This is a genomic window from Gardnerella sialicivorans subsp. sialicivorans (assembly GCF_056746795.1).
Map to the genome: position 1 here is coordinate 103,470 of NZ_JBWPXA010000004.1, position 22,257 is coordinate 125,726.

Annotated in this window: 21 protein-coding genes and 1 tRNA gene; 15 read left to right on the plus strand and 7 right to left on the minus strand. The window is 45.1% G+C overall.

The window, feature by feature from the left end; all coding sequences use genetic code 11:
- Positions 1-202 precede the first annotated feature (202 nt).
- Positions 203-1,018 (plus strand): fumarylacetoacetate hydrolase family protein, encoded by an 816-nt coding sequence (locus tag AC1EKB_RS03855; RefSeq protein ID WP_481248899.1) that lies wholly within the window; start codon positions 203-205, stop codon positions 1,016-1,018.
- Positions 1,019-1,055: 37 nt separating this feature from the next.
- On the opposite strand, the gene AC1EKB_RS03860 is transcribed toward AC1EKB_RS03855, so the two are convergent.
- The 4 genes from AC1EKB_RS03860 to AC1EKB_RS03875 form a co-directional block, all read right to left on the minus strand.
- Entirely contained in the window at positions 1,056-1,844 is a 789-nt protein-coding gene (locus AC1EKB_RS03860) for a YggS family pyridoxal phosphate-dependent enzyme (protein ID WP_481248900.1), read from the minus strand.
- Positions 1,845-1,876: 32 nt separating this feature from the next.
- Complete coding sequence (locus AC1EKB_RS03865; RefSeq protein WP_481248901.1) at positions 1,877-2,185, minus strand: hypothetical protein; 309 nt, start codon at positions 2,183-2,185, stop codon at positions 1,877-1,879.
- A gap of 35 nt (positions 2,186-2,220) precedes the next feature.
- The gene (locus AC1EKB_RS03870; protein WP_481248902.1) at positions 2,221-3,270 is read right to left on the minus strand and encodes a glutamyl-Q tRNA(Asp) synthetase; all 1,050 of its coding nucleotides are present in this window, start codon (positions 3,268-3,270) and stop codon (positions 2,221-2,223) included.
- 170 nt (positions 3,271-3,440) lie between these two features.
- Positions 3,441-4,172 carry an MIP/aquaporin family protein gene (locus tag AC1EKB_RS03875; protein WP_415701198.1) on the minus strand — a complete coding sequence of 244 codons (732 nt, stop codon included), beginning with the start codon at positions 4,170-4,172 and terminating at the stop codon, positions 3,441-3,443.
- Positions 4,173-4,735: 563 nt separating this feature from the next.
- Here AC1EKB_RS03875 and AC1EKB_RS03880 point away from each other — a divergent pair.
- A complete protein-coding gene (locus AC1EKB_RS03880; RefSeq protein ID WP_415694483.1) occupies positions 4,736-6,973 on the plus strand; it encodes an RNA degradosome polyphosphate kinase in 2,238 nt (745 codons plus the stop codon).
- A 242-nt stretch (positions 6,974-7,215) separates the two neighbouring features.
- On the plus strand, positions 7,216-7,398 hold the full coding sequence (locus AC1EKB_RS03885; protein WP_481248903.1) for a hypothetical protein: 183 nt from the start codon (positions 7,216-7,218) through the stop codon (positions 7,396-7,398).
- Between the two features lie 115 nt (positions 7,399-7,513).
- Here the strand turns inward: AC1EKB_RS03885 and AC1EKB_RS03890 are convergent, their stop codons facing one another.
- Positions 7,514-8,509 carry an FKBP-type peptidyl-prolyl cis-trans isomerase gene (locus AC1EKB_RS03890; protein ID WP_415694484.1) on the minus strand — a complete coding sequence of 332 codons (996 nt, stop codon included), beginning with the start codon at positions 8,507-8,509 and terminating at the stop codon, positions 7,514-7,516.
- A gap of 272 nt (positions 8,510-8,781) precedes the next feature.
- On the opposite strand from AC1EKB_RS03890, the gene AC1EKB_RS03895 reads away from it, so the two are divergent.
- The 4 genes from AC1EKB_RS03895 to AC1EKB_RS03910 all read left to right on the plus strand — a co-directional run bounded on the left by AC1EKB_RS03895 (position 8,782) and on the right by AC1EKB_RS03910 (position 13,222).
- Complete coding sequence (locus AC1EKB_RS03895) at positions 8,782-10,737, plus strand: hypothetical protein (RefSeq protein WP_415694485.1); 1,956 nt, start codon at positions 8,782-8,784, stop codon at positions 10,735-10,737.
- 21 nt (positions 10,738-10,758) lie between these two features.
- The gene (locus tag AC1EKB_RS03900) at positions 10,759-11,778 is read left to right on the plus strand and encodes a DUF8094 domain-containing protein (RefSeq protein WP_415694598.1); all 1,020 of its coding nucleotides are present in this window, start codon (positions 10,759-10,761) and stop codon (positions 11,776-11,778) included.
- A 75-nt stretch (positions 11,779-11,853) separates the two neighbouring features.
- A complete protein-coding gene (locus tag AC1EKB_RS03905; RefSeq protein WP_415694486.1) occupies positions 11,854-12,873 on the plus strand; it encodes a co-chaperone YbbN in 1,020 nt (339 codons plus the stop codon).
- Positions 12,874-12,949: 76 nt separating this feature from the next.
- Positions 12,950-13,222 (plus strand): hypothetical protein, encoded by a 273-nt coding sequence (locus tag AC1EKB_RS03910; RefSeq protein WP_004131531.1) that lies wholly within the window; start codon positions 12,950-12,952, stop codon positions 13,220-13,222.
- A gap of 56 nt (positions 13,223-13,278) precedes the next feature.
- Here AC1EKB_RS03910 and AC1EKB_RS03915 read toward each other — a convergent pair.
- Positions 13,279-13,352: transfer RNA gene (locus tag AC1EKB_RS03915), tRNA-Met, on the minus strand.
- 380 nt (positions 13,353-13,732) lie between these two features.
- On the opposite strand from AC1EKB_RS03915, the gene atpB reads away from it, so the two are divergent.
- The 8 genes from atpB (at position 13,733) to AC1EKB_RS03955 (ending at position 20,713) form a co-directional block, all read left to right on the plus strand.
- Positions 13,733-14,593 (plus strand): F0F1 ATP synthase subunit A, encoded by an 861-nt coding sequence (gene atpB / locus AC1EKB_RS03920; RefSeq protein ID WP_415694487.1) that lies wholly within the window; start codon positions 13,733-13,735, stop codon positions 14,591-14,593.
- Positions 14,594-14,683: 90 nt separating this feature from the next.
- A complete protein-coding gene (gene atpE / locus AC1EKB_RS03925) occupies positions 14,684-14,917 on the plus strand; it encodes an ATP synthase F0 subunit C (RefSeq protein WP_004105752.1) in 234 nt (77 codons plus the stop codon).
- A gap of 60 nt (positions 14,918-14,977) precedes the next feature.
- Complete coding sequence (locus AC1EKB_RS03930) at positions 14,978-15,520, plus strand: F0F1 ATP synthase subunit B (protein WP_004133623.1); 543 nt, start codon at positions 14,978-14,980, stop codon at positions 15,518-15,520.
- 99 nt (positions 15,521-15,619) lie between these two features.
- Positions 15,620-16,201, plus strand: a complete 582-nt coding sequence (locus AC1EKB_RS03935; protein WP_102704814.1) for a F0F1 ATP synthase subunit delta — start codon at positions 15,620-15,622, stop codon at positions 16,199-16,201.
- A gap of 16 nt (positions 16,202-16,217) precedes the next feature.
- The gene (gene atpA, locus AC1EKB_RS03940; protein ID WP_415694488.1) at positions 16,218-17,894 is read left to right on the plus strand and encodes a F0F1 ATP synthase subunit alpha; all 1,677 of its coding nucleotides are present in this window, start codon (positions 16,218-16,220) and stop codon (positions 17,892-17,894) included.
- A gap of 3 nt (positions 17,895-17,897) precedes the next feature.
- Positions 17,898-18,902 carry a F0F1 ATP synthase subunit gamma gene (locus AC1EKB_RS03945; protein ID WP_415691407.1) on the plus strand — a complete coding sequence of 335 codons (1,005 nt, stop codon included), beginning with the start codon at positions 17,898-17,900 and terminating at the stop codon, positions 18,900-18,902.
- Positions 18,903-18,908: 6 nt separating this feature from the next.
- On the plus strand, positions 18,909-20,396 hold the full coding sequence (gene atpD / locus AC1EKB_RS03950; protein WP_004131537.1) for a F0F1 ATP synthase subunit beta: 1,488 nt from the start codon (positions 18,909-18,911) through the stop codon (positions 20,394-20,396).
- Positions 20,397-20,398: 2 nt separating this feature from the next.
- Complete coding sequence (locus tag AC1EKB_RS03955) at positions 20,399-20,713, plus strand: F0F1 ATP synthase subunit epsilon (protein WP_415694489.1); 315 nt, start codon at positions 20,399-20,401, stop codon at positions 20,711-20,713.
- Between the two features lie 199 nt (positions 20,714-20,912).
- Here AC1EKB_RS03955 and AC1EKB_RS03960 read toward each other — a convergent pair whose 3' ends face one another.
- Positions 20,913-22,208: an ATP-binding protein gene (locus AC1EKB_RS03960; RefSeq protein WP_481248904.1), complete on the minus strand. Its 1,296-nt coding sequence runs from the start codon at positions 22,206-22,208 to the stop codon at positions 20,913-20,915.
- Between the last annotated feature and the right edge of the window lie 49 nt (positions 22,209-22,257).

The window sequence follows — 22,257 nt, forward strand, 5'->3', positions numbered from 1 at the left end:
ACCGCTATCTAGCGGATTTTAGGTGATTTGCGTGCACTTTTTGCGATTGCACTCAAACCACATTCCGTCAATTTCTAAAACTTGAGTCTACTACACTCAAGTTTTGTTTTCAAGATGTTTGTGGCGTTTTCTTATACAACGGTTGCTGGCGACTTTTCCTAAGTATTTTCCTAAGTATTAAATATGTCGTAATCTTAAAAATATGAGAATTGCACGTTTTTCCTATAATGAAGTTCCTCAATACGCTTTCGTTCAAAAAGATGAAGCAGACGGCAAGGATTATTTAGTAGCTCTAGAAGGCCATCCACTAAGCCCTCAAGGAGTTAAACCAACAGGTAAGCGCTACGAGTTAGACGCCGACGGCGTGCGTCTGCTTGCACCAGTGATTCCTTCAAAAGTCTACGGATTGGCAAAAAACTACGATACGCGTTCTGCTGAAGAGCGCGCATCTTCTGCTGCGTTGTCAAGTCATACGGCAGCAGATATGGTGATTTTTACAAAGCCTAGCACATCTGTAATAGGACCTGACGATCCGATTGTTATTCCTGCTTTTTCAAACGATATGAATTTTGAGCCAGAAGTGGCTGTTGTTATGGGCAAAATCGCCAAAAATGTGTCGATCGATAAGGCAATGGACTACGTTTTTGGCTTTACTTGCGTAAATGACGTAACTTTGCGTGATTGCGCAGGCAGCGATCCAATGTTTACGCGCGCAAAAGGATTCGACACTTCTTGCCCACTTGGTCCATGGATTACAACCGAGCTAAATTGGCGAGACGCACATATTTCGTTTACTCTTAATGGCGAAAATGTTCCGGAAGCTGACGGCACTACAGCACGATTGATTCACAGCATTCCAGAGCAAATTGCTGCGATTTCAAACTTCTCAACACTTCTTCCAGGAGATGTTATTTTGACTGGAACGCCGTATCCAGCAGGAACTTTGCATGCTGGCGACGAAGCGATTGTGCACGTAGAAGGCATTGGTTCGCTGCGTAATGTGATTATGCATGCGTAACTAAAATCATCAATTTGACTTAAAACTTCGACTTAAACTACACAAATGCGCGCGGGCCAAAGATTGCCGAACCGATTCGAACCATAGTAGATCCTTCGGCAATCGCCCACGCAAAATCGCCAGACATTCCCATCGAAAGCTCTAATTTTGCAGAGTCTTGCGCGAGTTGTTTACTTACACAATCTCTGATTTCTCGCAATGCAGCGAAACCGCTTCTTACTATTTTTTCATCATTCACGCGCGCTCCAAGCGTCATAAATCCGCGCAAATTAAGCGCAGGCAAGCTAGATATAGCGAGTGCTTCGTCAATCGCGCGTTCTGGCGCGCGCCCCGATTTTGTAACTTCTCCCGAAACGTTCACTTCCAACATAACGTCTGTGCAAAGTCCCAAATTTTTCGCGCGCGTAGATATTTTTTGCGCAAGTTCTAAGCCATCAACTGATTGAATACCATTTGCGAGTGGCAAAACTTTGTTTATTTTATTGCTTTGCAACTGACCGATTAAGTAGAGCGGAATTCCGCCGTTTACACCAACGCTTAAATTCTTACGAGCAGCTTCCTTGCGTAAAATCTCGGCTTTTGCAACGATTTCTTGCGGACGATTTTCCCCAATTACGCGCACTCCAGCTTTAAGCGCCGCCATAATCTCGCCAACATCTCGCGTTTTAGTTGCAGCAAGTAGCGTAACCGACTCAGGTTTGCGCCCATAATGCGATTCTGCTTGAGCAATGGCGTCTTGCACGCTGTGCACACCGTCGGCAATTTGACGCGCGCGAACACAATCTATCTCAGTATTCGCTAAATCTTTTTGCGTCATGTATGCCATTTATTGCCCCAATCTATATATCGTAAAAACAGTCACACTAACTGAGGAATTTTATCACTATATTTACGACGTGCAGCTTCTGCAGTAACTCCAAGTGCGCGACCTATTGTATTCCAAGACTGACCATTTTTGCGGCTTTTGTATACAGCGTCATTTATCTCTTTTTCAATTGCGTGACGGCGATAATTTAATCTGCTCAATTCACGAGATGGATCCCAACGAGAATCCAAAGTTGGATCTCCTGGATTTGGTTTCGATTTTGCTTCCATTTCTTTTGAAATAATCTCGCCATATTCCGCAAGATCTTTTTGCTCTTCTTTATTCAACTCACTAAATTTCATTTCAACCCTTCCTTTTCTCAGTCTAAATACATAGTTTAGTCGAGGAAGGGCACGGATTTGTCGGCTAGGTTTGCGCGAACAGAATCCCACGGCGTTTCGTCGCTTTCAAACAACGCAAGCGCATCGTTTGCACTCATATCTGCTGGGCGAGTTTGCTCAGGATTCTTGTATCCCAAAAGATACATGCAGTAACCAATCATGCGCTCGGCACTCCAGCCAGATTCACGAAGCGCACCAACGTCTAGCGAGTGCTTACTTTTGGCGAGTCGCTCGCCTTGAGCGTTATCAATTAGTGGCAAGTGCGCAAATTGCGGACGCACATAATGCACGCCATGAGCCGCAAAAAATCCCGATTTTTCTAGCAGCTCACCAATCCAAATTTGAAGCGCCGCCGAACGCAGCAAATCGCGTCCGCGCACAATATCATTTACTCCGCTCAAAACGTCGTCAACAACAACCGCAAGCTGGTAGGAAAAAACGCCATCCGCGCGGCGAACCACCATATCTCCCAAATCGCGATTAATGTTAAACGATTGCGCGCCAAAAATCGCATCTTCAAAACTCACATTTGCTTGCGGCGAATCAGCCGAGGGAACAGCAAGTCGCAAAGAATGTTGCTGATTATTTTGCAAACGCTTTTCGATTTGTGCCAAGCCTTCCGAAGTTTCGCGAAGATTTCTGCACGTCCTCGGATAGCGTATAAAACCGTCGCCTTCTTGCGGCGCTGCAATTGCGCGAATATCGGAACGCGAGCAAAAACAAGGGTAGATTAACGAATTTCCGTCGTCGTCTTGCAAAGATTCTAGCGCATCAAGAGCTTCTTGGTAGATTGCAGTGCGCTCATGCTGATAAGTCGGCTCGCCAACCCAATCAAGACCAGCCCAATGCAAATCGTCAATCACTCGCGCGCTGGCATCCTTCGGCATTCGCGCAATATCAAGATCTTCCAGACGCAAAATCATGCTTCCGCCTTGCGATTTTGCAGAAAGCCAAGCAGCCAACATTGCTACCATATTGCCAATATGCATGCGCCCAGAAGGAGTGGGTGCGAAACGTCCAATTGCAATAGTTGACTTCGAAAACATTATTCCGTCTTTCTTAATACCTTTTTAATAAGCACAAGCTTGCAAAACATAAACTTGTAAAATAAAAAGCGCGTAACGCATTCATACTAGCATTACGCGCTTCTTACAACCGCAATTAATCGCAATTAATCGCAATCAACCGCAATCAATAACAGTTAAAAGCAACCGTTTTACGCAAATAGCGACTTAAACATAAGCACACCCAAAATTGCGCCAGCAGTAGGAGCAACCACTGGAATCCACGCCTCGCCCCAGCGAGAAGAACCCTTGTGTGGAATCGGCAAAATGGCGTGAAGTAAGCGCGGCATAAGGTCTCGAGCAGGATTCAAAGCAGGACCAGTCGGGCCGCCCATAGAAGTCACCAATCCCCAAACAACAAAGCCAACTACGATTGAAGCGCCAGCCAAATTCTTCTCTCCCCAAGGAGAAGTAAGGCAGCAAAGAGCTGCCAAAACAAGCACGAGCGTGCCAAAGAATTCGTTTAGGAAGTAGTTAAGCTTGTTATTGTAAGCGTCTGTAGTGCAGAAAGTGCCAAGAATTGCCTCTGGCTCTTCTGTCTCGTTGTAATGTGGCAAATAAGTTACGTACACAATAAGCTGACCGACCAATGCGCCCAAAAGCTGCGCCACAATATAAGGTGCAACATTTTGCCAAGGGAACATGCCATTTACAGCTTGTGCAATTGTCATAGCAGGATTTATGTGCGCACCAGAAATTCCGCCAAACATGAGCACTGGGAACATAACGCCAAAACCGTAGCCCATAGCAATGTTTAACCAGCCTGCGTGATGACCTTTAGTGTTTTTAAGTTCAACATTGGCAACAGCTCCATTGCCAAAAATCATGAGAATGGCAGTTCCAATAAACTCGGCTGCCAACATTACTGTAAATGAATGTTGCATGGTCCTTCGATCCTTCTTAATTGTTTTGCTGCTACTTAATAAATCATTTTCAAAGAAGCTAAGAAAATGAATACAGCAATTATTATTCCAACAATTATTCTTTGATAGTTTCCCCTATGAACACGACACTGCGAGTAAATATCAAATAGTCATATATCAAAAGAGGCTCACCACCTTGGCGAGCCTCTTACTACAAAAACAATCTTGCGGATTCATCTGCACAACATCCTCGTTGCAACGGTAAAAGTCTTAAGTATCCGTCCAACGTAATTGGAATCTAACATCCATACATTTTTGTGGGTTACCGCTCTTTTAATTTGTTCTTGTGATTATTATTATCGCTGCTTTTTACTTAAGAGTAAAGTGCAAAATCGCTTTTGTTAATATATTGTAATTAGTGTTCATTCGCACATAAAAAATAGATGGTTTTGCATCATTTTGTGAACATGCAATGGTTGTCATGTTCAAATGCGTTCACATATTGAAGATGTCGGCGTGTCGAACACTAGCCGCCGCCGACACTCAGTCGCGCACATCCCTTACAGCGCATACAATTACGGAGTATGGTACAAATTTTTGACGCTCCCTCAAAGGCGATTCTGCGCGGCCAGATTGCAGAGCACATCGCCGAAGACGAAAAGGCAGAAAAGCGTGAAGCTCGTGAGGGCGAGCTACCGTTGCCAAAAGATCGCTTCTTTGACCGCGAGCTTAGCTGGTTAAAGTTCAATCGTCGCGTGCTTGAGTTAGCGCAAAATACCGATTTACCACTTCTTGAACGCGCTAATTTTGCAGCCATCTTTGCCTCCAACCTAGACGAGTTCTTTATGGTTCGAGTTGCAGGCTTAAAGCGCAGAATCGACTCAGGAATCGCAGTAACCGCAGCAAGTGGGCTTAGTCCACGTCAACAATTGCGCGCAATTAGTGATGTTACGCATCGTCGTCAAGATGAGCATGCGCATTATGTTATTGACCACATTTTGCCAGAGCTTGCTAAGCAGCGCATTGTTATGCTCAGCTGGGATAAGCTCACTCAATCCGAAAAAGATAGGCTTTCAGACTATTATCGCAAGCAGGTTTTTCCAGTATTAACGCCACTTGCGGTAGATCCTGCACACCCGTTCCCATATATTTCTGGCAAGTCAATCAACTTGGCTGTTATTGTAGAAAATCCAAATTCTGGAAAGTCGCATTTTGCTCGCGTAAAGATTCCAGATAATTTGAATCGTCTTGTTCCAGTTGATGATTTAACAGACGAAGAAGGCCGCGAAGAGCGCTACGGATTCATTACTATGGAAAAGTTGATTGCAGCGCATTTGGAATCGCTTTTCCCAGGCATGATTATTAAGGAAGCGCGATCTTTCCGCGTTACGCGTAACGAAGATATTGACGTTGAGGAAGACGATGCAGAAAACTTGCTCAACGCTATGGAAAAGGAGCTTTTGCGCCGCAGGTTTGGACCGCCTATTCGTCTTGAGATTTCCGACGAAGCTAGCCCATTCTTGTCTCAGCTTCTTGCCAATCAATTGCGCGTAAGCCCTGAGGAAGTCTATCGTTTGCCTTCGCCGCTAGATATGACGGTTCTTTTTGAATTGCAAGCGCTCGATCGACCAGATTTGAAGTATCGTCCGTTTATTCCTACTACAAATCGTCAGATTGCAGAAGTGGAAACTAGCCACGCGCAAGATATTTTCGCTTCGATTCGCGAGCACGATATTTTGTTGCATCACCCTTACGATTCCTTCTCTACTTCTGTTCAAGCGTTCTTGGCACAGGCGGCAGCAGATCCAAAAGTGCTTGCAATTAAGCAAACGCTGTACCGCACGTCTAGCAATTCGCCGATTATTGACGCTCTTGTAGACGCGGCTCACGCTGGCAAGCAGGTGCTTGCGCTTGTTGAGATTAAAGCGCGATTCGACGAAGATGCCAACATTGCTTGGGCGCGTAAGCTTGAGCGTGCAGGCGTTCACGTTGTTTACGGCATTGTTGGATTAAAGACGCATTGCAAGCTTTCGCTTGTGGTTCGCCAAGAAGCCGAGGGATTGCGCCGCTATTGCCACGTTGGAACTGGCAACTACAATCCTAAGACGGCTCGCCTTTACACAGATTTGGGCTTGCTTACTTGCGATCCTGTAGTTGGTCAAGATTTGACTCGCTTGTTTAATCAGCTTTCGGGTTATGCTCCAAAGTCTAGCTTCCATCGCTTGCTTGTAGCTCCTCGCACAGTTCGAACTGGCATTATTGAGCGAATCCGCAGGGAAGAGGCGGCGGCTCTTGCTGGAAAAGAAGCGTGGATTAAGATTAAAGTCAATTCTGTTGTTGACGAAAAGACGATTGACGCTTTGTATCGTGCAGCTCAAGCTGGCGTAAAGATTGACATTGTGGAGCGTGGAATTTGCTCGCTAAAGCCTGGCATTGAAGGCTTGAGCGAGAATATTCGCGTTCGCTCTATTCTTGGCAGATTCCTTGAGCACAGCCGAATCTACGCTTTTGCTAATTCTTGCGGTCCGCAAATTGGCGATGGTCCTGCAAGCGGTCCAGAAGTGTGGATTGGTTCGGCAGATCTAATGCACCGCAACCTTGATAGGCGCGTTGAAACGCTGGTTCGCATAAGCGCTCCAGATCAGGTGGAAGCGTTGATTCAGTACATTGACTTGCAAATGGCGGATTCAACGGTTTCTTGGTGGATGGATGGCGACGGCACTTACACGTTGCATTCTCGCGATGCAGAAGGCAGGCCATTGGTAGATAGCCAGGAATACTTGATTCGCACGCATACGCGTAAGCCGCGCGGTGTTAATTAGCTTACGATTAGCCAAAAGCCAGGGCATTTAGCTCTGGCTTTTTTGCTCCTACTGCCTTCGAGATTTGCCCAAGATTTGTTACATTTGTCTCTCTCGCGAGACATTTGTAACGCTGGCGGTTCCCCGACTTTGTACCAAATTTGGCAAATAGTTCGCGCGTTACAGCGCGCTCACGTCTTCGCCGCGCGTAAAGTCCACTGGACTTTACGTTTGAGCCAAATCACGCTTTGAAGGAGCTTGAAATGCGTTATGCAATTTTCAAGCTCAGTCAAAGCGCTTTTCGCGCTACGCTCAAAGCGCTCAGGCAGGTCGTGTCGTTCGCGCGTTACAGCGCGCTCACGTCTTCGCTTGCGTTGAAAGCACACCGTGCTTTCAACTCTGAGCAAGCTCAGCGCTCCGAATTACCTTTTCGCGCTACGCTCTAAGCGAAAAGGCAGGTCGTAGCGCGTATAAAAATGCCGCGCAAGATTTATTCAAGCGCGGCATAACATTAATCGCAGTTTAATCGCAAGTTAACTTGCAACTGAATTCGCAACTAAATCACGAAGCGTAGAGAATATCTACAACAAAGTAAAGCGTTGAATTTGCAGGAATCGTTACGTTTCCTTGTGCATCCTTCTTATCTTCTTTGCCATATCCATCTTCTGGTGGAATAACCAAAAGAACTTGAGATCCAACTTTCTTTCCAGCTAAGCCTTTAGTCCATCCTGGAATAACTTGACCAGCTAGCGAGAAGTCTGCAGGAGTACCGCGCTTCCATGATGAATCAAATTGATACAATTTTCCGTCTTTATCAGTAGTCCATCCAGTGTAATGAGCGGTGACTGTGCTTTTTGCGTCCACCGTTTTGCCAGTTCCTTCAATCAAAGTCTGAGAAACCAACTTTCCGTCTGGCACGTAGTTATTTTTATCTAACGATGGTTCTCCAGTTTTACTAAGAGTTACCTTCGGCAGATTTTCAGGAATATCCTTAACTTTGTTGCCTGTTGCACGATCAAGAGTTTTCATTGCAGAAACAAGAGTTAACACCATTACGTACGCGTCTTGCTTAGTTTGTGGATTTGCAGGAATTCCAAACGCAATCGTGGAATTAATCTTCCTGCCCTTAAGCAGCGTGTAGTAAGACTTGCTAGTAACACCCTTTTTAACAACAATTGAGCAGTCTGGCTTGCCTTGCTTCCATGTGTTCATAAGCTCTTTGCCGCTTTTAGCGTTGTATACAATGCCATTAGCGCATACGCGACTATTTTCTGGGATTTTAGTGCCATTTCCGTCTTGCAAAATGGCGTAAGAATTTGGCTTAACATCTATAGGCGCTGTTAACTCAACCTTTGGCTGCTTTCCTAAAGCTCCGCTAGCCTTAACGCCACTTAAAACGCTCATTCCAGCTGCGTTTGCTTCACTGCTTGCTGCACCATTGCTTGACTCGCTGTTTGCGCTACAAGATGCTAATCCAAAGCACATGGCAATTGCGCTCGCAGCACAAATTACTCGAGTTATAACTGATTTAGTCAAATTTAATTTGGTTTTTGTCATAAGTTTAAGACTATAACTTGCATGTGATTTTGGTGCGATTTTAGTGTGATTTAACTAGCGATTTTAGCGCGATTTTAGCGCGATTTTAGTGCGATTTAGTCGCGATTCAAGTGTGATTTATTGCGCAAAACATCAAACCTTATAAAAGATTAGTAAAGATTGTAGAATAGATAGCAGTGGATACAATATAACGAATTTAGAATTACGTTAATAAGTTTGTGCGCGTGCGGGGTTACTAATTGGCGGCGTGCCAAGCTTAAGAAAGAGGTTTGATGCAACGTCCTACAAAACGAGCTAGGTTTATGCGAGGAGTAGTGGCCCCAATTTTTGGCATTCTTGCTGCTCTTAGTATTGTTCTTGGTGTGCTTAACGCAACTGTTTGGAAGCCAAGCTCTATTGTTTCGGCGCATGCAAACGTGTATGGGTCTAGATACATTGTTACAGATCCAGGCGTTTTGAATATTGTTGACTATAGAGTAAAGATTAGCGTTGCGGCACTAAATAGTCGCAAGCCGATTTGCGTTGCAGTTGGCTTAGCTAAAGATGTTCGTGGATGGACTAAGGGTTATTCCGTTCAGCGAATAACGGGCCTTAATAACTGGAGTAGTCTTTCTACCGATGTTATGAAGGCAGACGATAACGCGCGTGTAGATAGCGCAAAAACGGCCGATTCTAAGGTTTCTAAAGACGTTTCTAAAGATGCTTCTAAAGACGTTGATTTTAAGGATTCCGATTTATGGACTAATGCCACTTGCCAAATGGGTTTGGCAAAGTTGTTTGTAAATGCTGCCGACTTTGAGCAAGTGGGGAATGCGGCGGATTTAGCGTTAAAGCAGGAGTCGCAAGAGGGATTGCAGGCGAAAAATAACGTGCAAAGTGATGCTCAAAATGGCGCGCAATCGCAGACTTCTCATCAAAAATTGTCGTCGGAGTTGCAATCAAAAATTGCACGCAGGGTTCTTATAATCGATCTTGGTAAGAATTCTCCCGAAGCTTTCGTTGAATTGCGTTGGCGCAGGCATAATCTTCCTGATTTTGCTACTCCTATGTATTTTGTAGGAGCGCTGTTTATTTTGCTATGTGGTCTTTCGGCTTCTGTGTTTGCAATGGCTCCACATCGCAGACGAAACAAGCGACTTGTTGCAAGCAGAACGGGATTGATTAGTGTTGAAAACAATAGCCAAGAAGAAGTTAAGTTCTCGGAGGCTTTGGCTGGAACAATAGCTGGCATTTTTGGCAGTCGCAAAGACAAAAAGTCTAAGCATAAGGTGGGTTCTGGTGCGCATGCGCGTCACGGAGTTCACGCAAGAACGCGTACAACAAAGTCGCAAGCCGCTGGAGATTCTTCTATAAGCGTAAAGTCTGGTCTAAATTCTTCCCCTACTGCGGATTTAGACGAAACAACTGTTATTTCTAAAGATGATTTGCAAGCTTATTTTGCAAGGCTTGCGAGCGAGTCGGGTTCTGATTTTAAGGGCGATTTTGCGGCGGTGAATAACGCTGCAGGGAATAACGCTGCGGAGAATAATGCGGCAGGGAATAATGCAGCGGAGTCTTTCGACTTGTCTAGCGCGAATCGATCGGAGCAATCGAAGGATTTGCATGAATCTGCGGAATCTAGCGAATCTAGCGAATCTAGAAATTCGGGAATTGCAAGGAAGTCTGGAAAATCACAAAAATCACAAGGCGCATCTAAATCACAAACTGGCTTTGCAAAAAAGCGCTACAAGAAGGAATCGTATAAGGATCGCAAGGATCGCAACGATCGCAAAGAAAATTTTGCTGACGACTCCAAGAAGACCAATCGCGGTGAACATAAAAATCGAGATGGCATAATGTATGCAGAGTTTCGTAAAGACGACGATAATCGTAAGAGCGATAATCGCATTGGCGAAAATCTTGGCAAATCGTCGGAGGCTGGCGATTCGAGTAGCGCAAAGCCTGGTGAAGCAAGTCGCAAGTCTCGCAACCAGTTTAACCAGCGTGACAACAGAAGCCAAAACCGTGGCAAAAATCGAAAGCATAAAGGCTATGAGAGTCGCACGAGTGGCGCTGCAAGTGGCGGAAATTCCAACGGCAACAAGGTCAGCAATAACGCCAGCAATAATGCCAATCGTGATGCAAATGGCTCTAATAATGCTAGCCATCAAAATGGCAGCCGCCAAAACGGTCCTCAAAGTGGCTCCCAAAATGGCTCCTCAAAACCTTCAAAAAACCGCAAAAAGTAACGTATTTTGGAAAGTGTGACTATGTTTTATGCGCATAAAATCAAGCACTACGCGCGTTTTGCGTGTGCTTCGGTAATTGCTTCGGCAATGTGCCTTACGCTTTGCGCTTGCGAAGGCCAAGTTCCTAAGGCTGCAGAAGGCTCTAGCGTTAAAGAGCTTCCAGATGTAACTCCAATCAAAGAAAAAGATATACGTTTAAGAGTTTTGCGCTCTTTAGAAAAAGCTAACGAAGAGAAAAACGCAAGTAATCTTGCGGAATACATGAGTGGTCCTTCGGCTCTTGTGCGCGCAAGTGAGCTGGCGATTGCTGCAAAAACGGGCAAGCTAGATGCAAAAACCACTATTCCGCGTGAAGTTGCTCAAACAATTGTGCCAACAAACGCAAGTTGGCCGCGCGATTTAATGACAATTACCACAACAACAAAAGACCAGCAGTCTAAACGATTGTTGGTGATTCGCCAAGATAGCGCGCGCTCAAACTACAAGCTTTGGGCTGTTGCAAGGCTTTTTCCTGGTGTGCATTTGCCAAAATTCCCAGTTCCTTCAATCGGAGCTTCTATGGGCAAAGCTAATGATTCGGGGCTTGTTATGTCTCCACACGCGGCTGCGACTGCATATGCGGATGTTTTGCAAAGAGGAGAATCGAGCAAGTTTGCAAAGTATTTTGCTGACGATTACTTGCGATCAAGGCTAAGCGAGCTTTCTAAAACAGTTCAAGCTGGAATGGAGCGAAATAAGGGATCTCAAGAACAAGTTTTTACTCCTGTAACAAACCAGATTAGCGTTATGCGTGCAAGCGATGGGAGTGATTTGGTTATTGCTCGCATTGATTCAGTTTGGACTAGAAAAGCGGGAGAAGGCCGCGAATCTAGGCCAGCTTCAGACGAAGAAAAAGCGTTATTTGGGGATTCTAAAGCCACTTCTACAATGCGCGTAACTTATGTGAACGTTGTTGCTATGGTTGTGCCTCCTGCTGGCTCGGATGCAAAGATTATTCCTGTTGGAGCGGAGCGTCAGCCTATAAAAGTGGAAGCGTTGTAGAAGCGCTTTAGGCTTGCTGTAATGCGTTTAACGTTTTAGAGATATTTGTAAAGCAATATAAGCAAAAGAGGAAATATGGTTGATTCACAATCTATGGGCATGAATCCAGGCGGATTTTCGCTTGCTGGAGCAGTAGACTTAGAAGGCGTAAAGCGCAAAGCGGAGGCTCTTGCAAAGCGAGAAGCTGCCGAAAAATCTGGCAAACCGCAGTCTAAAATTCCGCCTGCAGGCGGATATGTGATTGATGTTAACGATCAAACTTTCCAGGCAATGGTTCAAACTTCCGTAAGTTTTCCAATTATTTTGCTTGTTTGGCAAAAAAGTGACGAAACTTCTTACGACTTAGCGCAAAAGCTTGCGGATTCTGTTAGCGCCTTAGATGGCAGAATGCAGCTTGCGCGAATTGATGCGGATGAAAGCCCATCGATTGCTCAAGCTTTGCGTGCTCAGCAGCTTCCAGCTGTATATGGATTGGTTGGGGGCAGGCCAATGCCTATTTGCCAAGGATTGCCTAGTGAAGATGAGTTGAATCAGATTTGTAGTGCCATTTTGCCGCAATTAGTTAAGGTTGCGGAAAAGTCTGGTGTTGCTGGAACGGCTCCTTATGTTGATTCGGCAGATTCTAGTGTAGACGATAATTTTGCGGATTCTGGCGACTCTGCGGATTCTGGCGATTCCTCCAGCGTCCCTCCTGAGCACAAAATTGCGCACGATGCAGCTATGAATGGCGATTATGCTCTTGCTGCGCGCGAGTATGAAAAAGTATTGCAAGCTAATCCGAATGACGAATTGGCATCTCGTGAGCGTGCTAAGGCTTTGCTTCTTAGCAGAAATACGAATACAAACGTGGAGGCTGTGCGCAAGGCTGCTGGCGATAATCCTGGCGATGTTTCCGCTCAGCTTGCTGTAGCAGATGTAGATATGATCGATGGTCATATTGACGATGCTTTTGGCAGACTTCTTGATTTTCTTGCTTCTCACAAAGATTGCGCAGAGGCAATTAAAAACCGCATGCTTGAGTATTTTGCTATGCTTCCTGCTGGCGATGAGCGTTTGAATCGTGCTCGCCGCCGCCTAGCGATCCTTCTTTATTGATATATCAGATATATCACGCAATGACTCCGCCAACTAAAAAGATTAAAATTGAGTTAGCTAAAAGAGGGTATTGAAAATGAACGAAGAGAGTCTGCTAAGAAAATTTGGAATGACATCCGAGCAAATTGACAAGGATGTTGAGATTTTGGAAGATGAGAACCAAGATGATGGAGTAATAGGACCTGTATATTATGGGTTACATATGGCCTCTGCACAAGATGAACCTTTAGTTAGTATGACAATAAAACTACCTAAAGCGCAGCTTGAAAGCATAACAAAAGCGTCGAAAAGTTACCATATAAGCAGAAGTGAGTATGTTCGCAGAAAGCTTGCAGGAGCTGTTAGTTAGTAAAAGAAAAGCCAAGATTCGCATTCGTGAGAAATATGCGATTCTTGGCTTTCTCGTAGCGGGGCATGGATTTGAACCATGGACCTCTGGGTTATGAGCCCAGCGAGCTACCGAGCTGCTCCACCCCGCGTCGGCTACTTTTAGCAGCTCTATCTACGATAGGGGCAAATTTGGATTTGTCAAGTCTTCGGCGTGTTTCTCGCATAATTTTATCGCGCAAGCAGTTTAATTTTAAACAAATGTGGAGTATAATAAACAAGTGACTAAAGCGAGTTATTAAGAATTTGCGTACTTGCTATAATCGCAACACTCGTTAATAATCAGCAATATAACTCAAATATAACTCAAATGTACAAACTAAGAGTAGAATCAGCTTTTTAGAGATATATTTTCGTTTCGCACATATGTCAACGAATGAATTTACAGGATTTACGGTTTTACAAACTAGCTTGTGAATAACTTTATACTTAACGCAACTGTATTGTAAAAGAGTCCTACAAGGAGGCACGAATGAGTGGAGCTATCGAAGTTTTAGCGAAAGCTGCGCATATAAATGTTGCGGCGTTGCTAGCTTCAGCAAAGCCAGAGATGCCAAGCATTAATGACTTTTTGCCGCCAGAGATTTTATTCCAAGGCACACCTTTTGCCATGAATCGAATTATTATGGTGCGTCTTATTATGGCCGTAATCGTTATGATTATTTTTGGCATTGGTGCATCTCGCGCAAAAGTGGTTCCAGGAAGATTCCAAAGCGTGCTAGAAATTCTAATGGACTTTGTGCGATTTAACATTGTGTACGAAATGATTGGCGAAGAGCGCGGAAAGCGTTATGTGCCAATGATTACAACTCTTTTTATAACAATATTCTTCTTTAATCTTTGCTCAGTTATTCCAGGCTTAAATATGGCTGCAACCGCAACTATTACAGGGCCATTAGTGTTTGCTCTTTGGGTTGTGTGCCAATACTTAATCACTGGAATTAGAGAAAAAGGATTCCTAACGTTCTTCCGCGAATCCTTGTTCCCAGCAGGCGTGCCATGGCCGATTTACTTTATTCTTACGCCATTGCAGCTGCTGGAATTGTTGATTGTGCGACCACTTTCGCTTACAATCCGTTTGTTTGCGAATATGATTGCTGGCCATTTGCTGGTGGCCACTTGCCTAGTATTCACCAACTTCTTTGTGGTGGATTCCAGCAATAAACTCCTTGCCTTAGGCGGTGCATTGTGGCTGCTTGGTGGCATTCTGTTTACAGTATTCGAAATAATAGTTGCAGGCTTGCAGGCATTTATTTTTACCGTTCTTGCATCTGTGTATATTTCGGAAAGTTACCCCGAGAAAGAAGAAAAATCTGCTGTTGCTGTTGCATAGATAGTTAAAACTAATTAAAGCAAACAAATAAATCAGGTTTAATAATCTTAGGGTTTATAACTGGTTACTGTTCCTAAAGAAAGGAAACCAATGAATAGTATCATCGCTCTCGCAGGATTGACGGGCAACCTTAGCATTCTCGGCTTTGCCGTTGCTACTCTTTCCCCTGCTATCGGAATGGCAATGGTTGTATCCAAGGCTATGGAATCCACTGCACGTCAGCCAGAAGTCGGCAACCGTATTCAGTTGTTCATGTTTATTGGCTTGGCATTCATCGAGGTTCTGGGCTTGCTCGGATTCGTTGCCTACATTATGGGAAGCTGAACCGAACGAAACAACTCGTTCCAACGCATACAAGTGTTGAAAGAATAGAAAGGACAAGCCATGGCATATGCAGCCGAAACTAATAAACTGGCGTTGTTCTTGCCGGAGCCTTACGACGTTATATGGTCGCTGGTTATTTTAGTTGTTCTTGCAGCGTTTTTCTACAAGTTCGTTATGCCTAAATTCCAGGCAATTCTTGATGAGCGCGCAGAAAAAATCGAAGGCGGAATGGCCAAAGCAGCAAACGTGCAGCGTGAAGCTGATGAGTTAAAGAGCCAGATGGAAGAAGAACTCTCTAATGCTCAAGCAGATGCTGCAAAGACTCGCGAACAGGCTCGAGCACAAGCTTCCAAGATTGTTGATGAAGCAAGACAGCGTGCAGAGAAAGATGCTGCGAAGATTATTAGTGAAGCTCAGCATTCCATTGAAGCTCAGCATAAGCACGCCATGACTAGCCTCCAAGGAGAAGTCTCGGTACTCGCTGCGGCGTTAGCTGGAAAGATTCTTGCTTCTAAGCTAGATGACGATACCGTAGGCTCCAAAATCATTGATCATGTGATTGATGAAGTAGGAGACGTTAAGGATTCGGCGCAAAACAAGTAGTTAAAGCAAGCTTTCACTAAGTCTTAAGTTTTATGTCTTAAATCTTAAATCTTAGTGTTGCTAATCGCTACTTAGTTTTGCATAAATGAGGAGGTACGGATGCCAGAAAAGGCATCGCGAGTAAGCGAAAACTTATCGCGTTCTTCGCTTGCGCAAGCCATTTCAGATGCTCATGACGAAGCTCAGCGCATATCTGATGAGCTTTCAACAATGATGGATACGCTAGAAAAGTATCCAGAGCTTTCTGACGCCATTACCGATCCAAATAGGTCTTCGGAAGATAAATCTCGCTTAATAGACGAGCTTATTGGAGGTAAGGCGCATCCCGTTGTTTTGCGCATTATGCACTACCTGGTAGGAACTTGGCATGGTGGCGCAGAGAGTGGCAAGACGGGCAGCTTTGGCGGCGCATGGTCTGGTTTTGAGCGCGAAGCAGGCGAAACTTTGGTTACTGTTACAACCGCTCAGCCTCTTACGGATAAGCAAATCAAGCGTTTGATTGAGATTTACACCAAAAAGTTGGGTCATCGTGCATACATAAACCCAATCGTAGATCCAAACGTGCTTGGTGGAATGCGTATACGTATTGGCGATCAAGTAACAGACCGCACAATGTTAATGCAGCTTAAGCAGTTGCAGCGTTCTGCGCGCAATGGCGCTTGGACACAGGCAGTGAAGTAATAAATTAAGGAGAATTATGGCGGAACTATCTATTGATCCCGCCCTTATACGCAAGGCACTTGACGGGTTTGTTGACTCGTACAAGCCAGCAGACATGCCAACGCAAGAAGTTGGCTATGTTGTTACGGCTGGTGACGGCATTGCGCACGTAGCTGGATTGACTGGCTGCATGGCAAACGAGCTGCTCACCTTTGAGAACGACACCTTGGGTCTAGCGTTTAACCTTGATGCTCACGAAATCGGCGTGGTTATTCTAGGCGATTTTACGGGCATTGAAGAAGGGCAGGAAGTTTACCGCACTGGCGAAGTGTTATCTGTGCCAGTGGGAGACGCCTATCTTGGTCGTACAGTAGACCCATTGGGTAATCCAATTGATGGTCTTGGCGCGATTGAGTGCAAGGAGCGTCGTATTCTTGAAGCCCAGGCTCCAGACGTGATTCATCGTCACCCTGTGGACGAGCCTTTGTCTACTGGCTTAAAGGCTATTGACGCAATGACGCCAATCGGCCGCGGTCAGCGTCAGTTGATTATTGGCGATCGTCAAACTGGTAAAACCGCAATCGCAATCGATACGATTATTAACCAGCGCACAAACTGGGAAAGCGGAGATCCAAAGAAGCAAGTTCGTTGCATTTACGTAGCAATCGGACAAAAGGGTTCAACAATCGCTGCTGTACGTCAAAGCCTCGAAGAAGCAGGCGCTATGAAGTACACAACAATCGTTGCAAGCCCAGCTTCGGATTCTGCAGGTTTTAAGTATATTGCTCCATATACTGGCTCTGCAATTGGCCAGCATTGGATGTACAACGGCAAGCACGTTTTGATTGTTTTCGACGACTTGTCTAAGCAAGCAGAAGCATATCGTTCGATTTCTTTGCTTCTTCGTCGCCCACCTGGGCGTGAAGCTTACCCAGGCGATGTGTTCTATCTTCACTCTCGTCTGCTAGAAAGATGCGCAAAGCTTTCCGACGATATGGGCGGAGGCTCAATGACTGGCTTGCCAATTATTGAGACCAAGGCAAATGACGTTTCTGCATACATTCCAACTAACGTGATTTCCATCACCGATGGTCAGATCTTCTTGCAGTCCGATTTGTTCAACGCAGGTCAGCGCCCAGCAGTCGATGTTGGTATTTCCGTGTCTCGTGTTGGTGGCGCAGCTCAGGCTAAGGCTTTGAAGAAGGTCTCTGGCATGCTTAAGATTTCGTTGGCTCGTTACAAGTCTTTGGAATCCTTTGCAATGTTTGCTTCCGATTTGGATGCAGCTTCCAAGGCTCAGCTCACTCGTGGCGCTCGCCTAACCGAGTTGCTTAAGCAGAAGCAGTTCTCGCCTCGCTCTATGGAGCAAGAAGTTGTTTCCGTGTGGGCTGGTACTCATGGAAAGTTAGACGACATTCCTGTAAAAGACGTGCTTCGCTTTGAACGTGAGATGTTGGATTATCTCGATAAGGGAACCGACATTTTGCAGGTGATTCGCGATACCGAGGACTTTACAAAAGAGACAGAAGCAAAGCTTGATTCCGCAATCGAAGATTTCCGTAGAACGTTTAAGACTTCTGCAGGCAAACCTTTGATTGTTAAGGATTCTTTGCCTCCTGCTGAAAATCCTGCTCCTGTTGAGAAGGAAAAGCTTGTTGCAAAGCCAAAGTCGGATGGTCGCGATTCAAGCAATAACGAGTCTGAGGGGAAGTAGCGTATGTCTTCCCAACTTGCATTGAAATCGAGAATTATTTCCACACAGTCTTTGGGCAAAATCTTTAAGGCTCAGGAAATGATTGCGTCTTCGCATATTGCAAAAGCGCGAGATATTGCGCTTAACGCTAAGCCATACAGCGACGCAATTTTCGATGCCGTGCAGGCGTTGGTAGCTCATCACGAAGCAAACATTAAGCATCCAATCTTTGGGAAAGAGCGTGCGGGTAATCGCGTAGCCGTGCTGGCGTTGACTTCCGACCGCGGAATGGCGGGCGCGTTTACGTCTTCGATTATTCGAGAAACCGAGGCGCTACTTGCAAAGCTAGACGCCGAAGGAAAGCACGCTGAGTTGTACGTGTATGGTCGCCGAGGTGCAACCTATTACAAGTATCGTAATCGAGACGTTGCAGGCACTTGGGAAGGATCTACGGATCATCCTGATGTAACAATTGCAGAGCGAATCTCCGATACTTTAATGGACGCGTACATGACTCCCGAAGAAGATGGTGGCGTTAGCGAGCTTTACATTGTGTTCACTGAGTTTATAAACATGGTGAGGCAAAAGGTTCGCACTCTACGCATGCTTCCAGTTGAGCTGGTTCCGTTAAAAGACGGTGAAGAGTTTGCTATGCATCGTCCTGACTACGAAGCAGCTTCTGGCCCTTCGGCTTCGCTTTCTTCTACGGGTGCGGTTTCGGCGCGTGAAGAAGCTGTTAGTCGCAGCAATCCAGATGCTGTGGAATATTGCTTTGAGCCTAGCCCGGACGAAGTTTTGGATGCGGTTTTGCCAAAGTATATTCAGTCGCGTATTCACGAATGCTTGCTTACATCTGCAGCTTCCGAAACGGCTAGTAGGCAAAATGCTATGCATACGGCTACAGACAACGCCCGCAATTTGGTGGATGATTTAACGAGAAAGCTTAATGCTTCTCGCCAGGCTTCCATCACACAAGAACTTACCGAGATTATCGGCAGCGCTGATGCGCTGAATAATGAGGAGGAATAGGAGCATATGGCTGAAAATCAGACCACAGCACCTCCAGAAGATGCAAAGGAAGACGACCCAACGGCTGGCCGCGTAACCCGTGTTCAGGGTTCCGTGATTGACGTTGAGTTCCCAGTTGGCTATCTTCCAGATATTTACAATGCTCTCAAGGTTGATATCAACACCGTTGGAAACACGGAGGGAGATACCGTCCACGAGATTACGTTGGAAGTTGAGCAGCACCTTGGGGATTCGACTGTGCGAGCAGTGGCACTTAAGCCTACGGACGGCTTGGTTCGTGGCGCTTTAGTGCGAGATACTGGTGGCCCAATTTCTGTGCCTGTTGGAGATGTTACAAAAGGTCACGTTTTTGACGTTACTGGCAACATTTTGAACGCTAAACCAGGTGAAAACATTGAGGTGACCGAGCGTTGGCCAATCCACCGCAACCCACCTGCTTTCGATCAGCTTGAGTCTAAGACTCAAATGTTTGAAACGGGCATTAAGGTTATCGATTTGCTCACTCCTTACGTGCAAGGCGGAAAGATTGGTCTGTTCGGTGGCGCAGGCGTTGGTAAAACCGTGTTGATTCAAGAGATGATTCAGCGCGTTGCTCAGAACCACGGCGGTGTGTCTGTGTTTGCTGGCGTTGGCGAACGTACTCGTGAGGGTAACGATTTGATTGGCGAAATGGCAGAGGCTGGCGTTTTGGAGAAGACGGCGCTTGTCTTTGGCCAGATGGATGAGCCTCCTGGGACTCGTCTTCGCGTGCCTCTTACCGCTTTGACTATGGCTGAGTACTTCCGCGATGTACAAAATCAGGATGTGTTGCTGTTTATTGATAACATATTCCGCTTTACTCAGGCTGGTTCCGAGGTTTCTACGTTGCTTGGTCGTATGCCTTCTGCAGTTGGTTATCAGCCAAACTTGGCAGATGAGATGGGTGCGTTGCAGGAGCGAATCACTTCTACGCGCGGCCATTCCATTACCTCGCTTCAGGCTATTTACGTGCCTGCAGATGATTACACCGATCCTGCGCCTGCAACAACATTTACGCACTTGGATGCAACTACCGAGCTTTCGCGTGACATTGCAGCTAAGGGTATTTACCCAGCTGTGGATCCTTTGGCTTCTACTTCTAGAATTTTGGATCCGCGTTATGTTGGCCAGGCTCACTACGATTGCGCTAACCGCGTAAAGGCCATTTTGCAGCGTAATAAGGAGCTTCAAGACATCATCGCTTTGATTGGTATTGATGAGCTTGGTGAAGAAGATAAGACCACTGTTAGCCGCGCTCGTAAGATTGAGCAGTTCCTTGGTCAGAACTTCTACGTGGCCGAAAAGTTTACTGGCCGTCCAGGTTCTTATGTTCCAGCAGACGAGACGATTGAGGCGTTTACGCGCATTTGCGATGGCGTTTACGACGAGATCCCTGAGCAGGCATTCTCTGGTATTGGTGGCATCGACGATCTTGAGCGTCGTTGGCACGATATGCAGCAAGAGTTTGGTGCGTGATTATGGCAGAAAAGCAAGTGAAAACGCTGCACGTTAGTGTGGTTGCAGCCAGGCATCCTGTTTGGGAAGGCGATGCTAAGTTTGTTGTTATTCCTTCTGTGAATGGCACAATGGGTGTTCTTCCTGGGCATGAGGCTGTGCTTGCGTTGATTGATTACGGATTCGTGAAGGTTGACGATTTGCAAGGCGTTCGTCACGTTTTTAAGGTGACTGACGGCTTCTATTCTGTTGACAATGATCACATTACGATTGCTGTTGAGCATAGTTGCAACGTTGATAAAGACGGTAACGTTTTGCCTAACGCAAAAGTGATTTAGGGTTTGCTTTTATTGCTTACGTAAGTTTTATTGCTTTTGTAAGTTTTATAAACTTGCGCAAGTTGAGTAATCTCTTATTAAGACAGGAGTTTGGGTATCCCGAGCTCCTGTCTTTTTGTTTTTATTGCGCGCGTAAAAAAATAGATCTCAGAGGCGAAACACTGTTAATATCTCAGTCAACGAACTGAGAAAGTAATGCTTACAAACTAAACGGCGTGCTTGCGTTAAGCAGCCACTGTGCTATGTCTATTACGCGGATTCCTTCAATGTCGTAAGAATCGTGGCGAGTGTTTGCAAGCAGAATTTTAGGATAAGCGTCTTTTATTGCTTTTAGTGGCGAAAGTTCGCGCTCCAATGTTGCGTCGTCGCTAATGTTGTCTGAAACTTGAATATAAAGCTTTTTGCTCGCCTTTACTGCCACAAAATCTACTTCTTTTTGGTAAAGTTTGCCAACATGAATCGTGTAGCCTCTTCGCATAAGCTCAAGTGCCACAATATTTTCGTACGCTTTTCCGTAATCCATATTTCGCGTTCCTAGAATTGCGTAGCGTAGCGCGGTATCTGCTAAATAGTATTTTTCGTTTGTTTCTAAATATTTTTTGCCGCGAATATCGTAACGTTTTACTTTATAAAACATGAATGCATTGCATAAATATTTTAGATAATTGCCAACTGTTACGTGCGTTGTTTCAATCTGATTCTTTTTAAGTATTGAGCTTACATTGTTTGCGGTTGTTAGATTTGCAATATTATCCATTAAAAATTCGCATATTGAGTCAAGAAGTGATACTTCCGATATTGCGCATTTGTCTACTAAATCGTGTTTAACAAGAGTTGTATACACGTTTTTTATGTACGCTTCTGCATCGTCTTGATTTGCGTAAACGTATGAGCCTGCAAGTCCGCCTTGTTGTAAATACTTTTGCAGAGCATCGTTAAAGTTGCTTGTTATTTCAAAGTATTCGCAATATTCTGCAAAACTAAACGGGAAGACTGGTATTTCAATGAATCTTCCACTAAACAGTGTTGCAAGGTCCGAGCTAAGTAAGAATGCGTTAGATCCTGTTAAATAAATATCGTATTTATTGCTATTGTGAAGGCTGTTAATCGCAAGCTCAAATTTTGGGCATAATTGCACTTCGTCAATCATAAGAACGTTGTACGCTTCGGGAACGTAACGGCTTTCAACGTATTCAAAAAGGCTTTTGTAATTTTTTAGATTTTCATAATTTAGGTTATTAAAGTCGATGCTGATTATGTTAAGTTCTTTGTTGTTTGTGTTAGCTGGTTGTAGTTCGTTTGGCTGATGTGCGTGTTTGGCTGATGTATAAAGTTTGTTACTTTGATTGCCATAAGTGTTTTCTAAATAGGTGCAGTAAGCGCGCAACAACTCCGATTTTCCACTACGCCGAATACCAGTAATGATTTTTATATCTGGTGTGCATTTAACGCGTTTGAGGCGATTTAAGTAATCTGTTCTCTCAATGAGCTTCATTGCAATCGCCTTTCGTCTTCAAAACCGTATTATTTTTCACTTTTGAAAG

Bases quoted from the DNA above. Each gene is read 5' to 3' on its own strand.
- AC1EKB_RS03960 (WP_481248904.1), bottom strand. From the start codon at position 22,208: ATGAAGCTCATTGAGAGAACAGATTACTTAAATCGCCTCAAACGCGTT.
- atpD (WP_004131537.1), top strand. From the start codon at position 18,909: ATGGCTGAAAATCAGACCACAGCACCTCCAGAAGATGCAAAGGAAGAC.
- atpA (WP_415694488.1), top strand. From the start codon at position 16,218: ATGGCGGAACTATCTATTGATCCCGCCCTTATACGCAAGGCACTTGAC.
- AC1EKB_RS03880 (WP_415694483.1), top strand. From the start codon at position 4,736: ATGGTACAAATTTTTGACGCTCCCTCAAAGGCGATTCTGCGCGGCCAG.
- AC1EKB_RS03890 (WP_415694484.1), bottom strand. From the start codon at position 8,509: ATGACAAAAACCAAATTAAATTTGACTAAATCAGTTATAACTCGAGTA.
- AC1EKB_RS03955 (WP_415694489.1), top strand. From the start codon at position 20,399: ATGGCAGAAAAGCAAGTGAAAACGCTGCACGTTAGTGTGGTTGCAGCC.
- AC1EKB_RS03870 (WP_481248902.1), bottom strand. From the start codon at position 3,270: ATGTTTTCGAAGTCAACTATTGCAATTGGACGTTTCGCACCCACTCCT.
- atpB (WP_415694487.1), top strand. From the start codon at position 13,733: ATGAGTGGAGCTATCGAAGTTTTAGCGAAAGCTGCGCATATAAATGTT.
- AC1EKB_RS03905 (WP_415694486.1), top strand. From the start codon at position 11,854: ATGGTTGATTCACAATCTATGGGCATGAATCCAGGCGGATTTTCGCTT.
- AC1EKB_RS03855 (WP_481248899.1), top strand. From the start codon at position 203: ATGAGAATTGCACGTTTTTCCTATAATGAAGTTCCTCAATACGCTTTC.
- AC1EKB_RS03895 (WP_415694485.1), top strand. From the start codon at position 8,782: ATGCAACGTCCTACAAAACGAGCTAGGTTTATGCGAGGAGTAGTGGCC.
- AC1EKB_RS03875 (WP_415701198.1), bottom strand. From the start codon at position 4,172: ATGCAACATTCATTTACAGTAATGTTGGCAGCCGAGTTTATTGGAACT.
- AC1EKB_RS03935 (WP_102704814.1), top strand. From the start codon at position 15,620: ATGCCAGAAAAGGCATCGCGAGTAAGCGAAAACTTATCGCGTTCTTCG.
- AC1EKB_RS03885 (WP_481248903.1), top strand. From the start codon at position 7,216: ATGCGTTATGCAATTTTCAAGCTCAGTCAAAGCGCTTTTCGCGCTACG.
- AC1EKB_RS03910 (WP_004131531.1), top strand. From the start codon at position 12,950: ATGAACGAAGAGAGTCTGCTAAGAAAATTTGGAATGACATCCGAGCAA.
- AC1EKB_RS03930 (WP_004133623.1), top strand. From the start codon at position 14,978: ATGGCATATGCAGCCGAAACTAATAAACTGGCGTTGTTCTTGCCGGAG.
- AC1EKB_RS03900 (WP_415694598.1), top strand. From the start codon at position 10,759: ATGTTTTATGCGCATAAAATCAAGCACTACGCGCGTTTTGCGTGTGCT.
- atpE (WP_004105752.1), top strand. From the start codon at position 14,684: ATGAATAGTATCATCGCTCTCGCAGGATTGACGGGCAACCTTAGCATT.
- AC1EKB_RS03860 (WP_481248900.1), bottom strand. From the start codon at position 1,844: ATGGCATACATGACGCAAAAAGATTTAGCGAATACTGAGATAGATTGT.
- AC1EKB_RS03945 (WP_415691407.1), top strand. From the start codon at position 17,898: ATGTCTTCCCAACTTGCATTGAAATCGAGAATTATTTCCACACAGTCT.
- AC1EKB_RS03865 (WP_481248901.1), bottom strand. From the start codon at position 2,185: ATGAAATTTAGTGAGTTGAATAAAGAAGAGCAAAAAGATCTTGCGGAA.